Below are 15,933 nucleotides of genomic sequence, written 5' to 3' on the forward strand. Positions count from 1 at the left end.
CAGTGGCTGCGACTGGCGCTGGCGGTTTACAGCACGTAACGGCTGACATCGGCGGAGCGCCCAAGCTCGCCAAGGTTCTTTTTCACAAATGCAGCATCAACCGTGACTGCCTCACCGGATCGGTCGGGCGCCGTGAACGAGAGCTCTTCGAAGACACGTTCCATCACGGTGTAGAGCCGCCGTGCGCCGATGTTTTCCACCGTCTGGTTCACCTCGGCCGCAATCTTGGCCAGCGCAGCGATACCGTCCTCCGTGAAAGTCACTTCGACTTCCTCGGTGCCCATCAGCGCAGTGTACTGCCGTGTCAGCGCGTTGTCGGTCTCGGTCAGGATGCGGACAAAGTCCTTTTCGGTCAGTGCCCTGAGGTTGACCCGGATCGGCAGGCGGCCCTGCAGCTCCGGCAGCAGGTCCGACGGTTTGGCGATGTGGAAGGCGCCGGAAGCAATGAACAGGATATGGTCGGTCTTGACCGGCCCGTGCTTGGTGCTGACGGTGGTGCCTTCGATCAGCGGCAGCAGGTCGCGCTGCACGCCTTCCCGGCTGACATCACCGCCGCGGGTCTCCTGGCGGGCGCAGACTTTGTCGATCTCATCCAGGAACACGATGCCGTTCTGTTCGACGGCCTCTAGAGCAGTGCGGGTGACGGTTTCGTCGTCCAGCAGCTTGTCGGCCTCTTCGCCGATCAGCACCTCATAGCTTTCGGCAACGGTCATCTTCTTGCGGGTGGTGCGCCCGCCCATCGCCTTGCCGAACAGGTCGCCAAGGTTCAGCATCCCCATGTTGCCGCCGCCGGGCTGGCCGGGGATTTCGAACATGCCCATCGGGTTAGAGGTGTCGGCCACGTCCAGCTCGATCACCGTGTCGTCCAGTTCACCTGCCTTCAGTTTCTTGCGGAACATCTCGCGGGTCGCTTCACGGGCATCGCTGCCGGCGATGGCTTCCACAACCCGGTCTTCCGCTGCCTTGTGGGCGTTGGCCTTCACGTCCTCGCGCATGTACTCGCGGGTCTGGGCAATGGCGCTGTCCACCAGATCGCGGATGATCTGCTCAACGTCCCGCCCGACATAGCCGACTTCGGTGAACTTGGTGGCTTCCACCTTGATGAAAGGCGCGCGCGCGAGTTTGGCCAGGCGGCGGGAAATCTCGGTCTTGCCGACGCCGGTGGGTCCGATCATCAGGATATTCTTGGGATACACCTCGTCGCGCAGGTCGTCAGCCAGCTGCTTGCGCCGCCAGCGGCTGCGCAGCGCCACCGCCACGGCGCGCTTGGCTTCCTTCTGGCCGATGATGAAGCGGTCCAGCTCCGAGACGATTTCGCGGGGGGTCAGATCGGTCATGTCAGTCCTTTCCAGGGCAAAACTTTTCAGAAAAAGTTTTGCTAAGAATCTTGAGGAAAATTCTTAGCCGCCGATAGTTTCGACGGTCAGGTTTCCGTTGGTGTAGACGCAGATATCGGCGGCGATGGCCATGGCATCCCGGGCCACGGTTTCGGCGGATCTATCGCTGTCCATCATGCCTCGGGCGGCAGCCAGGGCAAAATTGCCGCCGGAACCGATGGCAGCAACATCATGCTCAGGCTCCAGCACGTCGCCGACGCCGGTGATCACGAACATGTCGGTTCCGTCGGTCACAATCAGCATCGCTTCCAGCTTCTGCAGGTATTTGTCGGTGCGCCAGTCTTTGGCCAGTTCCACACTGGCGCGGGCCAATTGCCCGGGGGTGGCTTCCAGCTTGGCTTCCAGCCGTTCCAGCAGGGTGAACGCATCTGCGGTCGAGCCGGCAAAGCCCGCCACCACGTCAAAGCCGCCCGGCGACAGGCGGCGCACCTTGCGGGCGGTACCCTTGATCACTGTCTGCCCCAGCGATACCTGGCCGTCGCCGGCGATGACCACCTGGCCGTCCTTCTTGACACCTATGATAGTGGTGCCGTGCCAGCCGGGGAATTGATCGTCTGCCATAAATGCCTCCGTTAAGTTGCCCCCTATATGGAACCATCCCCACGCCGGCACAAGGGACAGGGCCGGATCCCGCGTGCTGCACCGGCTGCAAGGCTTTTTGCTGCTATGCAGAAAGCGCAAGGCGGGGCTGTTGAACCGGCAATTGCGGGACTCAGCTGCGCATCCTACATGGGGCTTACAACCGGCACAGGGTCGGCTGTTTCTCAGAAGGATATGCGCAAATGACGACCGCAAACATTCATGCGCCGCTCGGAGCAGTCACCGTTCTCCGTGTGGTCGACGCCATGACCAGCGTGAAAACCTCCATCGTGGAGTGGTACGAATCCCGTGAGACCCGCAAGGCACTGGCACAGCTGACTGATGCGCAGCTGGACGACATCGGCCTGAGCCGCGCCGACATCGCCAAGATCTGAGACTGAAATGGTCGAAGACTTAGAATGAGCCGCCCTGACATGGGCGGCTTTGTTCATTTTGGGGCGGTGATTTTGTATTTCCCAGCCTGATCCGGCAGCCAGGCCTCGATCGCAGCGGTTGCCACCACGTGGCGGCTGCCGGCGTCTGCATCCTCCACATCCAGCCCGCCCTTAACGGCGCGCACGCTGGCTCTGCCCCGCGGCAAATCCTGCGCCACCAGATCGCAATCCACCATCTCCGGCTGCTGCACGCCGATGGTCACCTCCACCCGCATTTCGCTGTGATCGATCCCAAGCTTGGCAAAAAGGGTGATCGAAGAATGGTGCAGCGCGTCCTGCACCGCGCGGCGGGCTGCCTTGGTGTAATCCTGGCCATAGAGGTCGTTGCCGGTACCCATTTCCAGGATGATGCGTTTTTCGCTCATTCCGCCGCCTCCAGGTCAAACGACACGATCACGGCTGCATTGGCGATCACGGTGCGCCCGCCGTTTGGTTTCCCGACGTCCAGCCCGCCTTCCACAACACGGATATTGGGCTGGCCGTAGGGGAAGATTTCCAGCAACGCCTCTGTGTCCACCGCCTCCGGTTTCTGTACGCCGATCTCGGCGTCGATGATCATGTCTTCCTTACGGAAATCGAACAGTTCCGCCATATTGACGGAGTTATGCCACAGCGCGTCTTTGATCGCCCGGCGGGCGGCTTCGGTATAGTCTTCGCGCCTCAGCGACGTGCCCATGCCGAATTCCACGAGAACCCTTGTCTTGGCCATGCTGCCTCCTAAAATTGTTCCAGCCCGGAACGTTGCAGTCCGCGGCACCAAAGGAAAGAGCCAGTTTCAGGCCGCCGGCTGAACCAGTGCGCAGGTATAAAAAAGGGCTGTCCCGCCGGGGACAGCCCTTGGAAATCCGTTTGGATCCGGCTTAGATCGACTCTTCGATCCAGCTCTGCAGCGCGGCCTTGGGGGCGGCGCCGGCGCGGTTGGAGATCACCTGGCCGTCCTTGAAGATAAACAGCGCCGGGATGCCGCGCACGCCCATGGCGGCAGCGGAGTTCGGATTGCTGTCAACGTCGACCTTGGCGATTTTCACCTTGCCGCCGAATTCCGCGGCAAGCTCTTCCAAAGCCGGGCCGATCTGTTTGCAGGGACCGCACCACTCGGCCCAGAAATCCACCACAACGGGGATATCGGAGTTCTTGACTTCGGCGTCAAAAGTGGCGTCGGTGACGGCTACGGTGGACATATGCATGTCTCCATGAGTGTGTGGCAACTGGAGTCGGAACCTATGTACGGCTTAACGGATCGTCAAGGTTCCAGACGCCGCATCAGCGCGGCTGTCACAAGTTCGTGCGGCAGCGGCATCAGCGTTGTCGTTCGGGTCCAAAGAAGCGCGGTTTCGACGGTGCGGCCAGGATAGATCTGCGCCAGCGCGTGGGCATAGGCGCCCATCTGGCGCAGCAGCCCTTCGGGGCATTGACCGGGTGTTGCAGGCACGGTGGCATTCGATTTGAAATCAACGGCCAAAACCCTGTCCGGTGTGACAATCAGGCGGTCGATGATGCCATGCAGGCGGGTCCCGTGCAGGTCCGCGGTTACAGTGACTTCAGCCAAAGTTTCCGGGGCGAAAATATGGGACAAGCCGGCGTTTTGCAGAACACCGGACGCCTCGGCGAGCAGTTCCGCAGTATCCTCGGCGTCCTGCAGAAGGTTGCCGGCTAGCTGCGGCCAGTGGGTTTCAGGCCGGCCCGACAGGTGCTCCAGCAGCAGGTGCAGCCGGCTGCCGCGGGCCTTGGCGGCATCCTCGTCCAGGCCCAGATCACCTGGCAAAGCCTTGGCTCCGCCCAGGTCAGAGGGGCTGAGCGCCGGCGCCGGCGCCTCATAGGTTCTGGCCGCGCGGGAGAAGACCTCTGGCAAGCAGTGTTTCACGGCTTCCTCGACCGGTTTTTCGATCAAAGGCAGACCGTCCCAGTCCCCGTGCTGCAGGCGCAATCCTGCCCCGCCAGGACAGTCAAGCTCGATTGCGCCGCCCTCGCGCATGGCGCGCTCTGTCATGCGGTACCAGCTTTCGCCCTGCTCGCCCGCGTCGCCGGCGGCAGCGACAATCAGCCACTTCTCTGCCCGTGTTAGAGCCACATACAGCAGCCGCAGGCGTTCATTCTGCAGCTTTTCCTGGGCAGCTTCACGGGCCGCCAGCATGGCGGCAGGCATCTGGTCCTTGCGCAGTTTCCAGACCGGGGTGCCCTCGGCCAGCATGATCTCCGCGTCCCGCGGGGCCTGGCGTTTGGCGGTGTCCGGCAAGATCACGATCGGCGCCTCCAGCCCCTTGGACCCATGCACCGACATCACCCGGATCATGTTGCCGGCGGCGCCCATCTGGCGTTTGATTTCCAGATCGTCAGTCTGCATCCAGACCAGAAACCCGGTGAGGCTGGGCACGTCGGTGCGCTCATAAGCCAGCGCCTGCGACAACAACGCGTTGATTCCATCCTCTGCCTCGGGCCCCAGCCGGCCCAGCAGCTTCTGGCGGCCGCCGTGGCGGGTCAGGATGCGTTCGATCAGGTCAAACGGGCGCAGGAAATCTGCATTGGCGCGCAGGTCATCCAGCACAGCCATGGTTTCCGGGAACTCCCCTGCCCGGTCGCGCAGCGCCGGCCACAGGTACATGGCCTCCCGCCGGTGCGCGAGATCGAACAGAGCCTGCTCCGTCCAGCCGAAAAGCGGCGATTTCAGTGCTTCCGCCAGCGACAGGGAGTCTTCCGGCAGCGCCAGGAACCGCAGCAGCGCGGCAATGTCCTTGACCGCCAGTTCCGCGCCGACCTTTAGCCGGTCAGCGCCGGCGATGGGCAGTTCCGCCTTCTTGCAAGCGCGGATGATTTCCGAGAACAGATCGGACCGGCGCTGCACCAGGATCAGGAAGTCGCCGGCCTGCACCGGACGGCGCTGAGAGGTGCCGCGTTCGGCGCCGTCCTCGGGGATGGTGACGCCGGTTTCAATCATCTGCTTGATCGACGCCGCAATCCGTTCTGCCAGGATCACCGTGTGGTGGCGGCTGCTGGGGCGGTCGACGGGGCTGGTCCAATCGGGATCCTCGTCATCCTCCACCTTCTCGACCACCGGCCAAAGGTCCACCCTGCCCGGCAGGTCCGACTTGAAAGCCCGGTGCAGCGCGTCCTTGCGGAAACCGGCGCGGGGACTGTCCTTGAACACCAGGTCGACCAGCTTCAGGATCGCAGCGGATGAGCGGAAAGAGAAATCGAGCGAGGCATCCTGCAGCCCTGCCCCGGTTTCCGCCAGCCGGTTGCCGAACTCCTGCTGCATCCGGTCAAAGGCATCCGGGTCAGCGCCCTGAAAGGAATAGATCGACTGTTTCTTGTCACCGACGACAAAGATGGTGCGCTCCACGTCCGAACGCGCGCCCTCGCCGGCGGTGAATTCCTGCGCCAGCTTTTCGATCACGTCCCATTGCACCGGACTGGTGTCCTGCGCTTCGTCCACCAGAATGTGGTCGATGCCGCCGTCCAGACGGTACAGCACCCAGGCGGCCACGCCCGGATCGTTCAGCAGTTGGCGCGCCTTCAGGATCAGGTCATCAAAGTCGAGCCAGCCGCGCAGCTGCTTGCGGCGCTCATATTCCGGCAGGAAGGCAGCGGCGAAACAGTGCAGATCGTGGCTCTTGCGAGCAGCGGTTAGCGCCAGACGTTTGGCGCGGGCATCCTCGACCCGCAGCATAAGCGGTTCCAGCTGATCCATCAGCGATAGATGCGCTTCGCGCAATTTCTTGGTCGGGAACTTGCCCACTTTGGCGGTGAATGGCTCCTTGGCGCTGGCCCCGGTCAGGAAAACACTTTCAAGCGTGCCCAGATCCGTGAGCGTTGGTTTGGTGATACCACTAAGCTTCACCCCCGCCTTCTGATCGGTCGAACCGCCGCGCCCCAGCATTTCACGGGTGCGTTGCAGCAGCTCTTCCTCGCCGCCCAGGAACACTAGGGATTTCAGCGCTGTTTCGTCGAATCCCGCGGGCAGGCCAAACAGGTCCAGCAGCCCGTCCCAGTCCAGCGGCTCGCCGAAATCGGCGCGGTGCTGGCAGATCGCGGAGGTCAGAGTCTCGAAGTCACTGTCGCTGACATGCCGCGCCAGGGCATCCACCAGAAGCGCCTCAGCTCCTTGAGCAAAATCCTCCATGATTTCCGCACGCAGCAGCTGGCCTGCGCGGTCGTCCATCTCGGAAAACTGCGGGCTGACGCCGGCCTCCAGCGGAAAGCGGCGCAGCAGCGAGGAACAGAAGGAATGGATGGTTTGGATCTTCAACCCACCCGGCGTCTCGATCGCGCGGGCAAACAGGGTGCGGGCCTTGGCCAGATCCTCAGCCGCAGTGTTGACTTCACCCAATTCGGTCAGCGCTGCGATAAGCGCCGGGTCTTCCAGCATCGCCCATTCACCGAGCCGCTTGAACAGCCGGTTCTGCATCTCGCTGGCGGCGGCCTTGGTATAGGTGAGGCACAGAATGTGCTGCGGCTGAACGCCCTTCAGCAGCAGCCGCGCCACCCGGTCGGTCAGCACCTTGGTCTTGCCGGAACCCGCGTTGGCCGCCAGCCAGGTGGAGGCATCAGGGCGGGCGGCGCGGAACTGCGCCTCGGAGGCGGCGTCGCGGATGGTCATGCCAGATCCTCCGGCTGCGGTTCAGCGCTGCGGTCCCATTCGCCGTAGCGCGCCAGGTGGTCGTAGTCGCCGGCGATGTCATCCCGGTGCACCATGCGGCGGCTCGAATACCCTTGTTCAGGCTCGAAATAGGCGCCGATCAAGGTGCGCAGCTCGTCCCAGACCTTGGCGGGCGGTTCTTCCTCCAGCGGAGCGCGCACCTCTTTCATGCTGCTGCCCAGCCCAATGAACAAGGCGCGTGCCACCTCCGCCGGGCCAAGATCGTCAAAGGCGCCCTCTTCGGCCATGGCGGCTTCGATCAGCAGTTGCTTTTCGAACTTCTTCTGCTGGGACTCGCTGGGCGGCGCGCCGGTCTTGTAGTCGTAAAGATGCAGGAACCCGCGCTCATCCATGTCGATCCGGTCAGCGCGGCAAGCAATGGTAAAGTCCAGCGGATCCAGCCGGGCGCTGCCCTTGGCTTCAAACGCAACCGGCTTGGCACGGGCCTGGCGCTCCTGCTCGGCCTGGACGAAGTCTCCGGAAATCTTGCGGATTCGGCTGTGCCACAGGAGGCGGGCAACCGGCCAGGGCACATGGGTTTCAAGCAGTTCACGGGTCTTTTCGATGAGCTGGCTGGTGGTCAGAAGGCTCGGATCTGCCTGGGCTTCCTTGATGAAATGCTCGAACACCTCATGCACCACAATCCCGCGCAGCAAGGCGTCGGGCTCCTGCACCAGCGGGTTAAGCGGCTTCAGCCGCAGCACATGCTTGGCGTAGATTGCATAAGGGTCACGGATGAGCCGCGGGATTTCCGTGATCGTCAGGCGGCGCGGGCGGGCCGCAACCGGCGGTCGCGGCGAGGGGCGCGGCATCTGCGGAATGGGCGTGGGCTCCTCCAGCGCGTCTGCCCAGCCGAGCCATTGCTGCCCTCTTGCACGCATCGCGTCCAGCGCATCGCGGCCGCCCTGGTCCGGCAGGCCGGACAGCAGGTTGGTCAGCCGGTTCAGCCAGCGCGAGGGTACGGTGTCGGCTTCCTCCGAGCGTTCAGCACGGATCAGCCAGACTTCTGGCGCCGCAATCGCCTGCTGGAAATCATGCGCCGACAGCCCGATGCGGCGTTCGGGCAGCAACAGGCCTGCCTGATTGCGCAACTGGCGGTTCAGCCAGGGATCGGGACTGGCGGCCTCCGGCCAGCTGCCTTCATTGAGGCCGCCCAGAATGACCAGATCGGCGCCCTGCACCCGGGCCTCCAGCGTACCCCAGATCATGATAGAGCCATAGGGCGCATCGCGGTCGCGCACCTCTCCCTGGCTCAGCAGCGCGCCCAGCAGGTCGGCGAAATCGCGGGCGGTCATCTCGCCGCCATAGGGGGCCTCAGTTTCCAGGTTTTCGATGCAGGCGAGCGCGGCCTGGCCGGCCTTCTTGTCCCACAGTGTGCCGGTGCCGTCCGTCTGGCTGCCGGCAGCGATGCGCTCGGCCAGATCACGCAGCCGTTCGACCCAATCGGTCAGGGGCAGGGTGCCGGCGATCTCCTGATCCGCGAAACAGGCGCTCAGCCAGCCGGTCCAGCCCGGTGTCAGCTGACGGCCCTTTTCAAAGCCGGCAAACGCCGCGGCATCGGGGAAGGGCGGTCCGTTGCGGCGCAAGGACAGCTCCAGCTCGCGGGTTTGGCGCAGGTGGTTGCCACGGTCCGCACCGTCATGGGTCAGCGGGTGCTTCAGCAGCGTCAGCAGGCTGTCGCAGGCCAGCGGCTTGCAGAACAGCCCCGCCACGTGGCGCAGAAACCTGCCCGGCGGCGACAGCTGTAGTGGCTGGCCGGCGGAATCATCCGGCAGGATGTCCCAGCGGTCCAGTGCGGCAGAGACCTGGCGTGTCAGCATCCGGTCGGGCGTGATCAGCGCAGCGGTCTGGCCGTCCTCCGCCGCCTGGCGCAGGCGCAGTGCAATGGCGAGCGCCTCGGCACGGGGGCTGGGAGCTTCGACAAGCGAAACGTTTTCCGTTGCGCTGTCCAGACCGGTCAGCTTGGGGCCTTCGCTCATCCAGGCGTCTGTCACCGGGGCCGGGCGCAATGCCAGCGAGACCAGCCGGTTGCGTTCGGGAGAGACCGGCGGGGTATCGGTCCAAGGCCGCACATCGCGCGGGGCCAGCTCTAGGTCTTTCATCAGCTTGTGGAACCGGTACTGAGGATGGTCTTCCGAGATCATCGGGTTATCCAGACCGCCCCAGACGTGATCCGGCTGATCGAAATCGAAACCGGGCAGCACCACGGCGCCTTGCGGCAGACGGGCAATGGCCTGCATCAGCATCAAGGTGGTGCCGCGGGACCCGGTGGAACCGGCCAGAATGACGGGGTGCAGCGGCGGGTTTTGCTGCCATTCCTCAATCAGGTTCAGAACCACCTGCCTCTGCCGCGCCTGGGCATCCATTGCGCCCTCGTGCAGGCCGGTGAACTCGTCGGCGATACCGATGAAGGCCTGCGCCCGCGCCCAATGGCCGGACATGTCCGAGACGTCCAGATCCCGGATGGCGTCGGTGCTGACACCTTCACCCTGCATCTCGTCGATCAGAGCCGCGAGGCTGTCAGAAAGGTCATAAAGTGACGCACGGGAGGCGAGGTCGGGCTGCGCATCCAGCAGCTTGGCGATCAGCTGCGACAGCTCCAGCCGGCGCCGCAGCGGGGGCAGGGCGGGCGGCAGCCCGTCCAGTGCAGCTCGATGTGCCAGATCGGTCAGCATCAGCATCCGCGGCAACAGCATTGCGGGGCCGTCGTCAAACAGGCTGCGGATACGCCGTGCCATGCGGGAGGTGTTGACGATCAGTTCAGCCCGGGCCAGCGCTTCCGGCGCCAGGTTCCGGGAGCGCTCCCGCAGCCCCTCGAACAGAGCGCGCGGGAAATCGACGCCGCAGGGCACGGCAAAGACGCGCGGTTTGGCGGATGGTTCAAACATCATCTGCGGCTATCAGGTCCTCGGCCAGTTTGATCCCTTCGGGATGGCCCACATCGCACCAGCGGCCGGGATATTCCAGCGCAAACAGCCGGCCGGCTGCAGCCATCCGGTTCCACAGGACATTGAGTGAGAATGCCTGTTCCTCTACTTCGTGCAGCCCCTCCGTTTTCAGGATCTGCACACCGCCATAGACCAGGTTTCCGCCGCGGCTGATACGGCCGTCGGCATCGGCTGAGAAATCGCCCTGCCCACTGCGTCCAGCGGTATTCGCAAGCTGCACACAGACCAAAAGCGCATCCATCCGGTCCGGGTCCCAAGCCTCTTGCGCCAATTGCAGCGGGTTTGGGCCTTTCCAGATGGCATCCGTGTTCATAGTGAAAACCGGGCCGCCGCCCAGCAGGGGCAGGGCATGACGCAACCCGCCGCCGGTATCGAGAATCTGGGGCACCTCATGGCTGATCAGCACGTTTTCAGGCTCTAAAAAGTCTTTTAGCGGCTCAGGCTTGTAATGCAGATTGGCTGCAATCCGGGCTGGCCGGACCGCCTTGGCCAAGTCCAGAGCATGGGCAATCAGCGGCCGGCCGGCAACTTCGATCATCGGTTTTGGCATGTCGCGGGTCAGCTCCCGCATCCGGGTGCCAAAGCCTGCGGCAAACAGCATGACGGCTTCGGGCGAGCGCTGCATCAGGGCCTCAGCTTGTCCAGGTTTTCCGGGGTTGGGGCAGGCAGGCTGTCACGCAAAAGGCCTGCCACCGGGGCCAGTGCCGAGTGGTCCAGCCCGCGGATGAAATGGTCCCAGACCCGCGGGATCAGATCCACATAGTGCGGTTTGCCGTAGTCGAGGCTGAGCCGGGCAAAGACACCCAGAATGCGCAGATTCCGCTGCACGCCCAGCACGGTATAGGCGGTGCGGAAGCCGGATTCATCGGCGCCGGCAGCTGTTATATAGCGGCTGATCATTTGCATCTCGATGCCGGCGGGCACGTCGCGGCGGGCGTCTTGCAGGAGAGAAACAAGATCATAGGCAGGGTGGCCTGCGCGTGCGTCCTGGAAATCCAGAAGGCCTACGCGGGCAACACCGTCCCGGTCCGGCAGCCACAGCAGGTTTTCAGCGTGGTAGTCCCGCTGCACCAGGACCGGATCGCCCTTCACCGTTTCGCGCAGGATGTCCTCGAACTGGTTCTCGAACCGTGACTGCAGCTCCGGGTCACGGCCGCCATGAATCCCATCGCGGTATTTCGACAGCGCAAGCCCGGCCATTTCCGCCATCAGCCGCGGGCCATAGGGTGCCAGCTCCGGCATCGGCGCCTGGTGGAGGGCAACCAGCGCGTCAGTTGCGGCTTCGTATAGTTCTCTTTCCAGCGCCGGCTCCCGTTCAATGACGCGCGCGTAGAGATCGTCGCCCAGATCCTCCAGCAGCAGAAAGCCATGCTCAACATCTTTTGCCAGGATCTCCGGGGCGCTGAGGCCCTGGGCACGGAGGTATTCGGCAATGCGGATGAAGGGGCGGACGTCCTCGCCCTTGTCCGGCGGCGCGTCCATCAGCACGACAGTCTCACCGGCTGAGCCGGTCAGCCGTTCATAGCGCCTGTTGGAGGCATCGCCAGCCAGCGGTGCGCATTGCCAGCTGGCATAGGCCGTTTCCGAGAGAAAGGTTTCGCGCAGGGAATTGCGGTCGGTCATGCGCAGATGCGCTCCATCAGGGGCTGCCATTTTACATCGCTCCAGCGGAGAGTCAGATGGCGGCGGTCTTCGTGTTCAGGGTCCAGCGCCAGCGTAAGATGCAAGGCGTGCGGCGGTGTCAGCTCCTGCAGCCGGTCAGGCCATTCGACCAGGCAGATTGCATTGTCAAAGGCTTCGGCCAGGCCCAGTTCCTCCAGCTCATCCAGGGAGGACAGCCGGTAGAGGTCGGTGTGCCAAAGCTCGCCGGCGGGAACATCATAAGTCTGCACCAGCGTAAAGGTGGGCGAGGGCACATCCTCTGGCTCTTCCATCAGAGACTGGATCAGGTGGCGTGCGAAATGGGTCTTTCCGGCGCCGATCACACCGTCCAGCAACAGGCAATCGCCGGGGTGAAGGGCTCCGGCGATCCGGGCGGCCAGCTGGGCCGTTTCCTCAGGTGAATTCAGCGTGCAGGCCGCAGTCTTTGTCGTCATGGCGGTACAATGGCGCCGCCGCCTGCCCGCTGCAAGCCGGTTTCCCGGCTCAGCTCTTGCTTGAAGCGGGGAAGCGCTCCTGGCCGGCCGGAAGAGCCGCAGTTTGCGGCGCCCGGAAACTGACCATAGTGGCGCCGTTCTGGATCGCAGTCACCTTGCAGACCATACGGGTGCCGTCGCGAAGCTGGATGTGCGACCACCAGGATTCGCGGCCATCGCATCCCGCCACAAAGTCGCGGATCTCGCCCCAGACAGGGGTCGGTGCGCAGGTGTCCTGCCAAACCCGGCTCGCGTCCATGATCGACACTTTGGCAAAGCTCGAATTGGGATCCATTTGCCAGAGGCTGTCATAGGTGCTGTTAGAGAAGGTCATGCTGCCGTCGCTGGCGAAAACCGCGATGCCCTCATCCATCTGATCCAGAATTGACTGGCCCATCTCCAGCTCGGAGCGGAACTGGCGGGTGAGGGTGACTTCGGCGGTAATGTCCTCGAACAGGAAGGCAATGGCGCCATCCGGGTGCGGTCGGCCCGAAACCTTGTAGACAGAGCCCGACGGCAGCGACCAGGTCTCCTGATAGCGGCCCTCGGCTGCGGCTTCCAGCAGGTCGGCCATCTGGTGGCGCCAGCTGGAATAGCTTTTCGGCTCCGGCATCATCCGCTGATCGCGCAGCCGGTCAAAGAAAGTAAGAAGGTTCGGACGCGAACTGAGGAAATTTGCCGGCAGCGCGGTGAGGTCGATCAGCACCGGGTTGAACAGAACCAGCTGCCGGTTGCGGTCGAAAATTGCCAGGCCGATAGACAGCTGGGCAAAGGTCTTGGCCAGCGTCTGGACAAAGTTGCGCTGGGCGACCTCGGCATCGACGACGGCGTTCACGTCGACCGCATGGCACAGCCATCCGGCTTCGGTTTCGGTGGTTGAAACGTTGTACCACAGCTTCTTGTTGCTTTCCGGCAGCGGAATATAGATCCGCTCCGGCTTGCCGCTTGTCATCGGGTCGTGAAGGTCGGTGAACAAGGGGTCCGCAAAATCGGCGCCGCGGCCCCGGATTTTGTGGTTGAGGTTGTCGTAGGCAAGATTGGACCAGGTGACGCTGCCCTCTTCCGACTGCAGCCAGACCGGGTAGGGCGCCTGATGCACTGCGGCCCGCAGAGTGGTCAGCTCCTGATCCAGGGATTTGTTCTGCTCGTCCAGGGTGCTGCGGCGCAGCTGCACGCGCGTCACCCCGTCGATCCATTCGCAATGCGCCTCGCGGCTTTCGGCAGCGGCGGTGCCTGACAGCACCAGCGGCCCCACGTCTTTCAAATAGCCTGGCGACTGCGGCAGGCCGGGGTAGCTGCGGGACAGCTGGTCGCGCAGCATGCTCCAGTCGAAATTCTCCGCCTGATCACCGATGAACTTGCGGGCACCGGAGGACCAGCCGATCAGGCTGCTGTCATCGAACAGAAACACCGCATCGGTGCGGCCATCGCCGGCCAGAAGGTCGTGTTCCAGACCGTGCCGGCGGGGGGCGGGCGACAGCCACCAGACAGCCGCAGCAGCCGTTGCCGCGCAAAGGGCTGCCAGCACAAACCATTCCATCGAAGCGAAGTCCTGCATGTCTTCCTGCCTAGTTCAGCTCTTTTTTCACCCGTATGGTTCCCTAAAAATGGTTAAATGAAGTTTAATTGGTTGCCCAAAAGTGAATAGTTAAATTTCTAAAGGTAAATTTTTGCCGGTAACAGGGGCTCCTGCTTCCATGGCGTCGATTTTATTTCGCGGCCAGGCGACTTCGACGATGGCGCCGCGCCGGTTGCTGCTGCTGAGCGTCTGATAGGGGTCTGAGCCGTTTGCAAACCTCAGCTGGGCGCCGGTGCGCTGCAGCAGTGTCTTGGCGATGAACAGGCCCAGCCCCATCCCCTCGTATTCCGGGCGTTGCTTCCGCTCGCTTTCGCCCCGGCGGCGGCGCACAAAGGGGTCGCCTATGCGGCCCAGCAAATGCGGTGGAAATCCTTGGCCGTCGTCGCTGATCGTCAGAATAATCCGTTCGTTGTCCCAGGCCGCATCTATCCAGACGGTGGATTGCGAGAAATCGACGGCATTCTGAACCAGGTTGCGCAGCCCGTGGATGATTTCAGGTTTGCGCAACACCGTGGGCTGCTGAAAATCACCGCCTTCCAGCGGCTCCTCGTGGTAGAGGACTGCTTTGCCGCGGTGCATATGCGGCTCTGCCGCTTCTGTCACCAATGTCGAAAATGGGGCCTGGCGCAGGTGCAGGTCGTCTTTGCCGGCCCGGCCCATGCCGCGCAGGATATCGCGGCAGCGGTCGGCCTGTTCGCGGATCAGGGCAGCGTCCTCGCGCAGGTCCGGGCGGTCGTCCAGCTCCTCGATCAGCTCGGCGCTGGTCAGTTTTATGGTGGCCAGCGGGGTGCCCAGCTCATGCGCTGCCGCCGCCACCACGCCGCCGAGGTCGGTCAGCTTCTGCTCGCGCGACAGGGCCAGCTGGGTGGCGCTCAGCGCATCGGACATCAGCCGCATTTCGTTGCTGACCCGGAAGGAGTAGGCGCCGATAAACAGGATGGCGATGACGATGGCAATCCAGTTGCCAAAGATGAACACATCCGGGATCCGCAGGATGAAACCCTGCTCCGTGCGCAGCGGCAGGTGGAACTCCGCCATCAGGGTGACCAGGATGATGGCGGTTGCACCGATGATCAGGGTGGAGCGCAGCCCCATCACCGCGGCGGAAATCGTTACGGGGCCCAGCACAAGCAGGGCAAAGGGATTGTTCAGGCCGCCGGTCAGATACACCAGGAAGGCCAGCTGCAGCAGGTCGAAGAGCACCATGAGAAAGTTTTCAAACTCGCTCAGGCGCTTGTTTTCCGGAAAGGCGAAGACTGCGATCAGGTTGCCGGCGGCCGAAATGCCGATTGCCAGATAGCACAGGCCCAGTTCCAGCTGCAGGTTGAAGCGGTGCTGGGCCACGGCAATTGCGGTGATCTGCCCGGCAATTGCCACCCAGCGCAGCAGAATCAGCGTCCGCAACCGGATCCAGTGGCTGTGATCGTGGCTGCTCGGCAGCATGAAGAGGCGATCGCTCATTCGGTACCGGTGCTCCCTCAAATGTGACGCCGTGCGCCTGTTGCATCGGCTGTATTTCTTGATAGGTCTGGCGCCGCAAACGATCAACAACCCTTCCTATTCGAAAAGTGTGATCTCATGACCCGCGTTTATGCTCTCCTAGCCGCTGCTTTTGTCGCTGCCCTTGTGGGCGGTGCCTGGTTCCTGACGCGCGGGGGCAGCGGGGGTGACAAATTCGCGCAGTGCCGCAGCAGCCAGATCGCGGGCGGCGCTGATACCATTGGCGGGCCGTTTGAACTGGTCAACGCCAAGGGGGAAACGGTCACTGACCAAGATGTGATCACCGAACCGTCGATTGTCTACTTCGGCTATACATTCTGCCCGGATGTCTGCCCGATGGATGCCGCCCGCAACGCTGATGCTATCGACGTCCTGGCAGAGCGCGGCTACAGCGTTACGCCGGTGTTCATTTCCATCGACCCGGACCGCGATACACCAGAGGCCGTTGGTGATTTTGCCGCAAACCTGCACGAAAAGATGATCGGTCTGACCGGCTCGCTGGACCAGGTGAAGGCGGCCAGCAAGGCCTACAAGACCTATTTCAAGAAGAACGAAGGGGATGAGGAATACTACCTCGTCGACCATTCCACCTTCTCCTACCTGGTGCTGCCGGAGGCGGGTTTTGTGGAGTTCTTCCGCCGTGATGAAACCGCTGAGCAGATGGCTGACAAAACCGCCTGTTTCATAGAAAAAATCTGAGCCAG

14 protein-coding genes are annotated in these 15,933 nt (G+C 63.1%); 2 read left to right on the forward strand and 12 right to left on the reverse strand.

From position 1 onward, the window contains the following. Positions 1 to 26: 26 nt before the first annotated feature. Together hslU and hslV are read right to left on the reverse strand one after the other, a co-directional pair. Positions 27 to 1,337 carry an ATP-dependent protease ATPase subunit HslU gene (hslU, locus tag LHL23_RS15065; protein WP_226430492.1) on the reverse strand — a complete coding sequence of 437 codons (1,311 nt, stop codon included), beginning with the start codon at positions 1,335 to 1,337 and terminating at the stop codon, positions 27 to 29. Between the two features lie 63 nt (positions 1,338 to 1,400). Then, positions 1,401 to 1,958 (reverse strand): ATP-dependent protease subunit HslV, encoded by a 558-nt coding sequence (gene hslV, locus LHL23_RS15070; protein ID WP_226430493.1) that lies wholly within the window; start codon positions 1,956 to 1,958, stop codon positions 1,401 to 1,403. A gap of 221 nt (positions 1,959 to 2,179) precedes the next feature. On the opposite strand from hslV, the gene LHL23_RS15075 reads away from it, so the two are divergent. Further along, positions 2,180 to 2,371: a DUF1127 domain-containing protein gene (locus tag LHL23_RS15075; protein WP_226430494.1), complete on the forward strand. Its 192-nt coding sequence runs from the start codon at positions 2,180 to 2,182 to the stop codon at positions 2,369 to 2,371. A gap of 53 nt (positions 2,372 to 2,424) precedes the next feature. On the opposite strand, the gene LHL23_RS15080 is transcribed toward LHL23_RS15075, so the two are convergent. The 10 genes from LHL23_RS15080 to regB form a co-directional block, all read right to left on the reverse strand. Then, on the reverse strand, positions 2,425 to 2,796 hold the full coding sequence (locus tag LHL23_RS15080) for a Lin0512 family protein (protein ID WP_226430495.1): 372 nt from the start codon (positions 2,794 to 2,796) through the stop codon (positions 2,425 to 2,427). Then, positions 2,793 to 3,140 (reverse strand): Lin0512 family protein, encoded by a 348-nt coding sequence (locus LHL23_RS15085; protein ID WP_222476819.1) that lies wholly within the window; start codon positions 3,138 to 3,140, stop codon positions 2,793 to 2,795. The genes LHL23_RS15080 and LHL23_RS15085 overlap by 4 nt, the downstream gene beginning before the upstream one ends. Positions 3,141 to 3,291: 151 nt before the next feature. After that, the gene (gene trxA / locus LHL23_RS15090) at positions 3,292 to 3,612 is read right to left on the reverse strand and encodes a thioredoxin (RefSeq protein ID WP_019295334.1); all 321 of its coding nucleotides are present in this window, start codon (positions 3,610 to 3,612) and stop codon (positions 3,292 to 3,294) included. 62 nt (positions 3,613 to 3,674) lie between these two features. Beyond that, positions 3,675 to 7,028 (reverse strand): double-strand break repair helicase AddA, encoded by a 3,354-nt coding sequence (gene addA / locus LHL23_RS15095; RefSeq protein ID WP_226430496.1) that lies wholly within the window; start codon positions 7,026 to 7,028, stop codon positions 3,675 to 3,677. Next, the gene (addB, locus tag LHL23_RS15100; RefSeq protein ID WP_226430497.1) at positions 7,025 to 9,958 is read right to left on the reverse strand and encodes a double-strand break repair protein AddB; all 2,934 of its coding nucleotides are present in this window, start codon (positions 9,956 to 9,958) and stop codon (positions 7,025 to 7,027) included. The genes addA and addB overlap by 4 nt, the downstream gene beginning before the upstream one ends. Continuing rightward, entirely contained in the window at positions 9,948 to 10,640 is a 693-nt protein-coding gene (locus LHL23_RS15105; RefSeq protein ID WP_226430498.1) for a nucleotidyltransferase family protein, read from the reverse strand. The genes addB and LHL23_RS15105 overlap by 11 nt, the downstream gene beginning before the upstream one ends. Further along, positions 10,640 to 11,638 (reverse strand): aminoglycoside phosphotransferase family protein, encoded by a 999-nt coding sequence (locus LHL23_RS15110; RefSeq protein WP_226430511.1) that lies wholly within the window; start codon positions 11,636 to 11,638, stop codon positions 10,640 to 10,642. The genes LHL23_RS15105 and LHL23_RS15110 overlap by 1 nt, the downstream gene beginning before the upstream one ends. Further along, positions 11,635 to 12,111, reverse strand: a complete 477-nt coding sequence (gene tsaE, locus LHL23_RS15115) for a tRNA (adenosine(37)-N6)-threonylcarbamoyltransferase complex ATPase subunit type 1 TsaE (protein WP_226430499.1) — start codon at positions 12,109 to 12,111, stop codon at positions 11,635 to 11,637. Before tsaE ends, LHL23_RS15110 begins: the two co-directional genes overlap by 4 nt. A gap of 49 nt (positions 12,112 to 12,160) precedes the next feature. Beyond that, positions 12,161 to 13,708: a PAS-domain containing protein gene (locus tag LHL23_RS15120; RefSeq protein ID WP_226430500.1), complete on the reverse strand. Its 1,548-nt coding sequence runs from the start codon at positions 13,706 to 13,708 to the stop codon at positions 12,161 to 12,163. Between the two features lie 90 nt (positions 13,709 to 13,798). Further along, positions 13,799 to 15,190, reverse strand: a complete 1,392-nt coding sequence (gene regB, locus LHL23_RS15125; protein ID WP_226430501.1) for a sensor histidine kinase RegB — start codon at positions 15,188 to 15,190, stop codon at positions 13,799 to 13,801. Positions 15,191 to 15,307: 117 nt separating this feature from the next. Between regB and LHL23_RS15130 the strand changes: the two genes are divergently transcribed. Beyond that, positions 15,308 to 15,928 (forward strand): SCO family protein, encoded by a 621-nt coding sequence (locus tag LHL23_RS15130; protein WP_226430502.1) that lies wholly within the window; start codon positions 15,308 to 15,310, stop codon positions 15,926 to 15,928. Positions 15,929 to 15,933: the final 5 nt, after the last annotated feature.

Source organism: Leisingera sp. McT4-56 (genome assembly GCF_020514995.1).
Classification (GTDB): domain Bacteria; phylum Pseudomonadota; class Alphaproteobacteria; order Rhodobacterales; family Rhodobacteraceae; genus Leisingera; species Leisingera aquaemixtae_A.

Bases quoted from the DNA above. Each gene is read 5' to 3' on its own strand.
- LHL23_RS15075 (WP_226430494.1), top strand. From the start codon at position 2,180: ATGACGACCGCAAACATTCATGCGCCGCTCGGAGCAGTCACCGTTCTC.
- addA (WP_226430496.1), bottom strand. From the start codon at position 7,028: ATGACCATCCGCGACGCCGCCTCCGAGGCGCAGTTCCGCGCCGCCCGC.
- hslV (WP_226430493.1), bottom strand. From the start codon at position 1,958: ATGGCAGACGATCAATTCCCCGGCTGGCACGGCACCACTATCATAGGT.
- LHL23_RS15080 (WP_226430495.1), bottom strand. From the start codon at position 2,796: ATGAGCGAAAAACGCATCATCCTGGAAATGGGTACCGGCAACGACCTC.
- LHL23_RS15110 (WP_226430511.1), bottom strand. From the start codon at position 11,638: ATGACCGACCGCAATTCCCTGCGCGAAACCTTTCTCTCGGAAACGGCC.
- regB (WP_226430501.1), bottom strand. From the start codon at position 15,190: ATGAGCGATCGCCTCTTCATGCTGCCGAGCAGCCACGATCACAGCCAC.
- tsaE (WP_226430499.1), bottom strand. From the start codon at position 12,111: ATGACGACAAAGACTGCGGCCTGCACGCTGAATTCACCTGAGGAAACG.
- trxA (WP_019295334.1), bottom strand. From the start codon at position 3,612: ATGTCCACCGTAGCCGTCACCGACGCCACTTTTGACGCCGAAGTCAAG.
- addB (WP_226430497.1), bottom strand. From the start codon at position 9,958: ATGATGTTTGAACCATCCGCCAAACCGCGCGTCTTTGCCGTGCCCTGC.
- LHL23_RS15105 (WP_226430498.1), bottom strand. From the start codon at position 10,640: ATGCAGCGCTCGCCCGAAGCCGTCATGCTGTTTGCCGCAGGCTTTGGC.
- LHL23_RS15130 (WP_226430502.1), top strand. From the start codon at position 15,308: ATGACCCGCGTTTATGCTCTCCTAGCCGCTGCTTTTGTCGCTGCCCTT.
- LHL23_RS15085 (WP_222476819.1), bottom strand. From the start codon at position 3,140: ATGGCCAAGACAAGGGTTCTCGTGGAATTCGGCATGGGCACGTCGCTG.
- hslU (WP_226430492.1), bottom strand. From the start codon at position 1,337: ATGACCGATCTGACCCCCCGCGAAATCGTCTCGGAGCTGGACCGCTTC.
- LHL23_RS15120 (WP_226430500.1), bottom strand. From the start codon at position 13,708: ATGCAGGACTTCGCTTCGATGGAATGGTTTGTGCTGGCAGCCCTTTGC.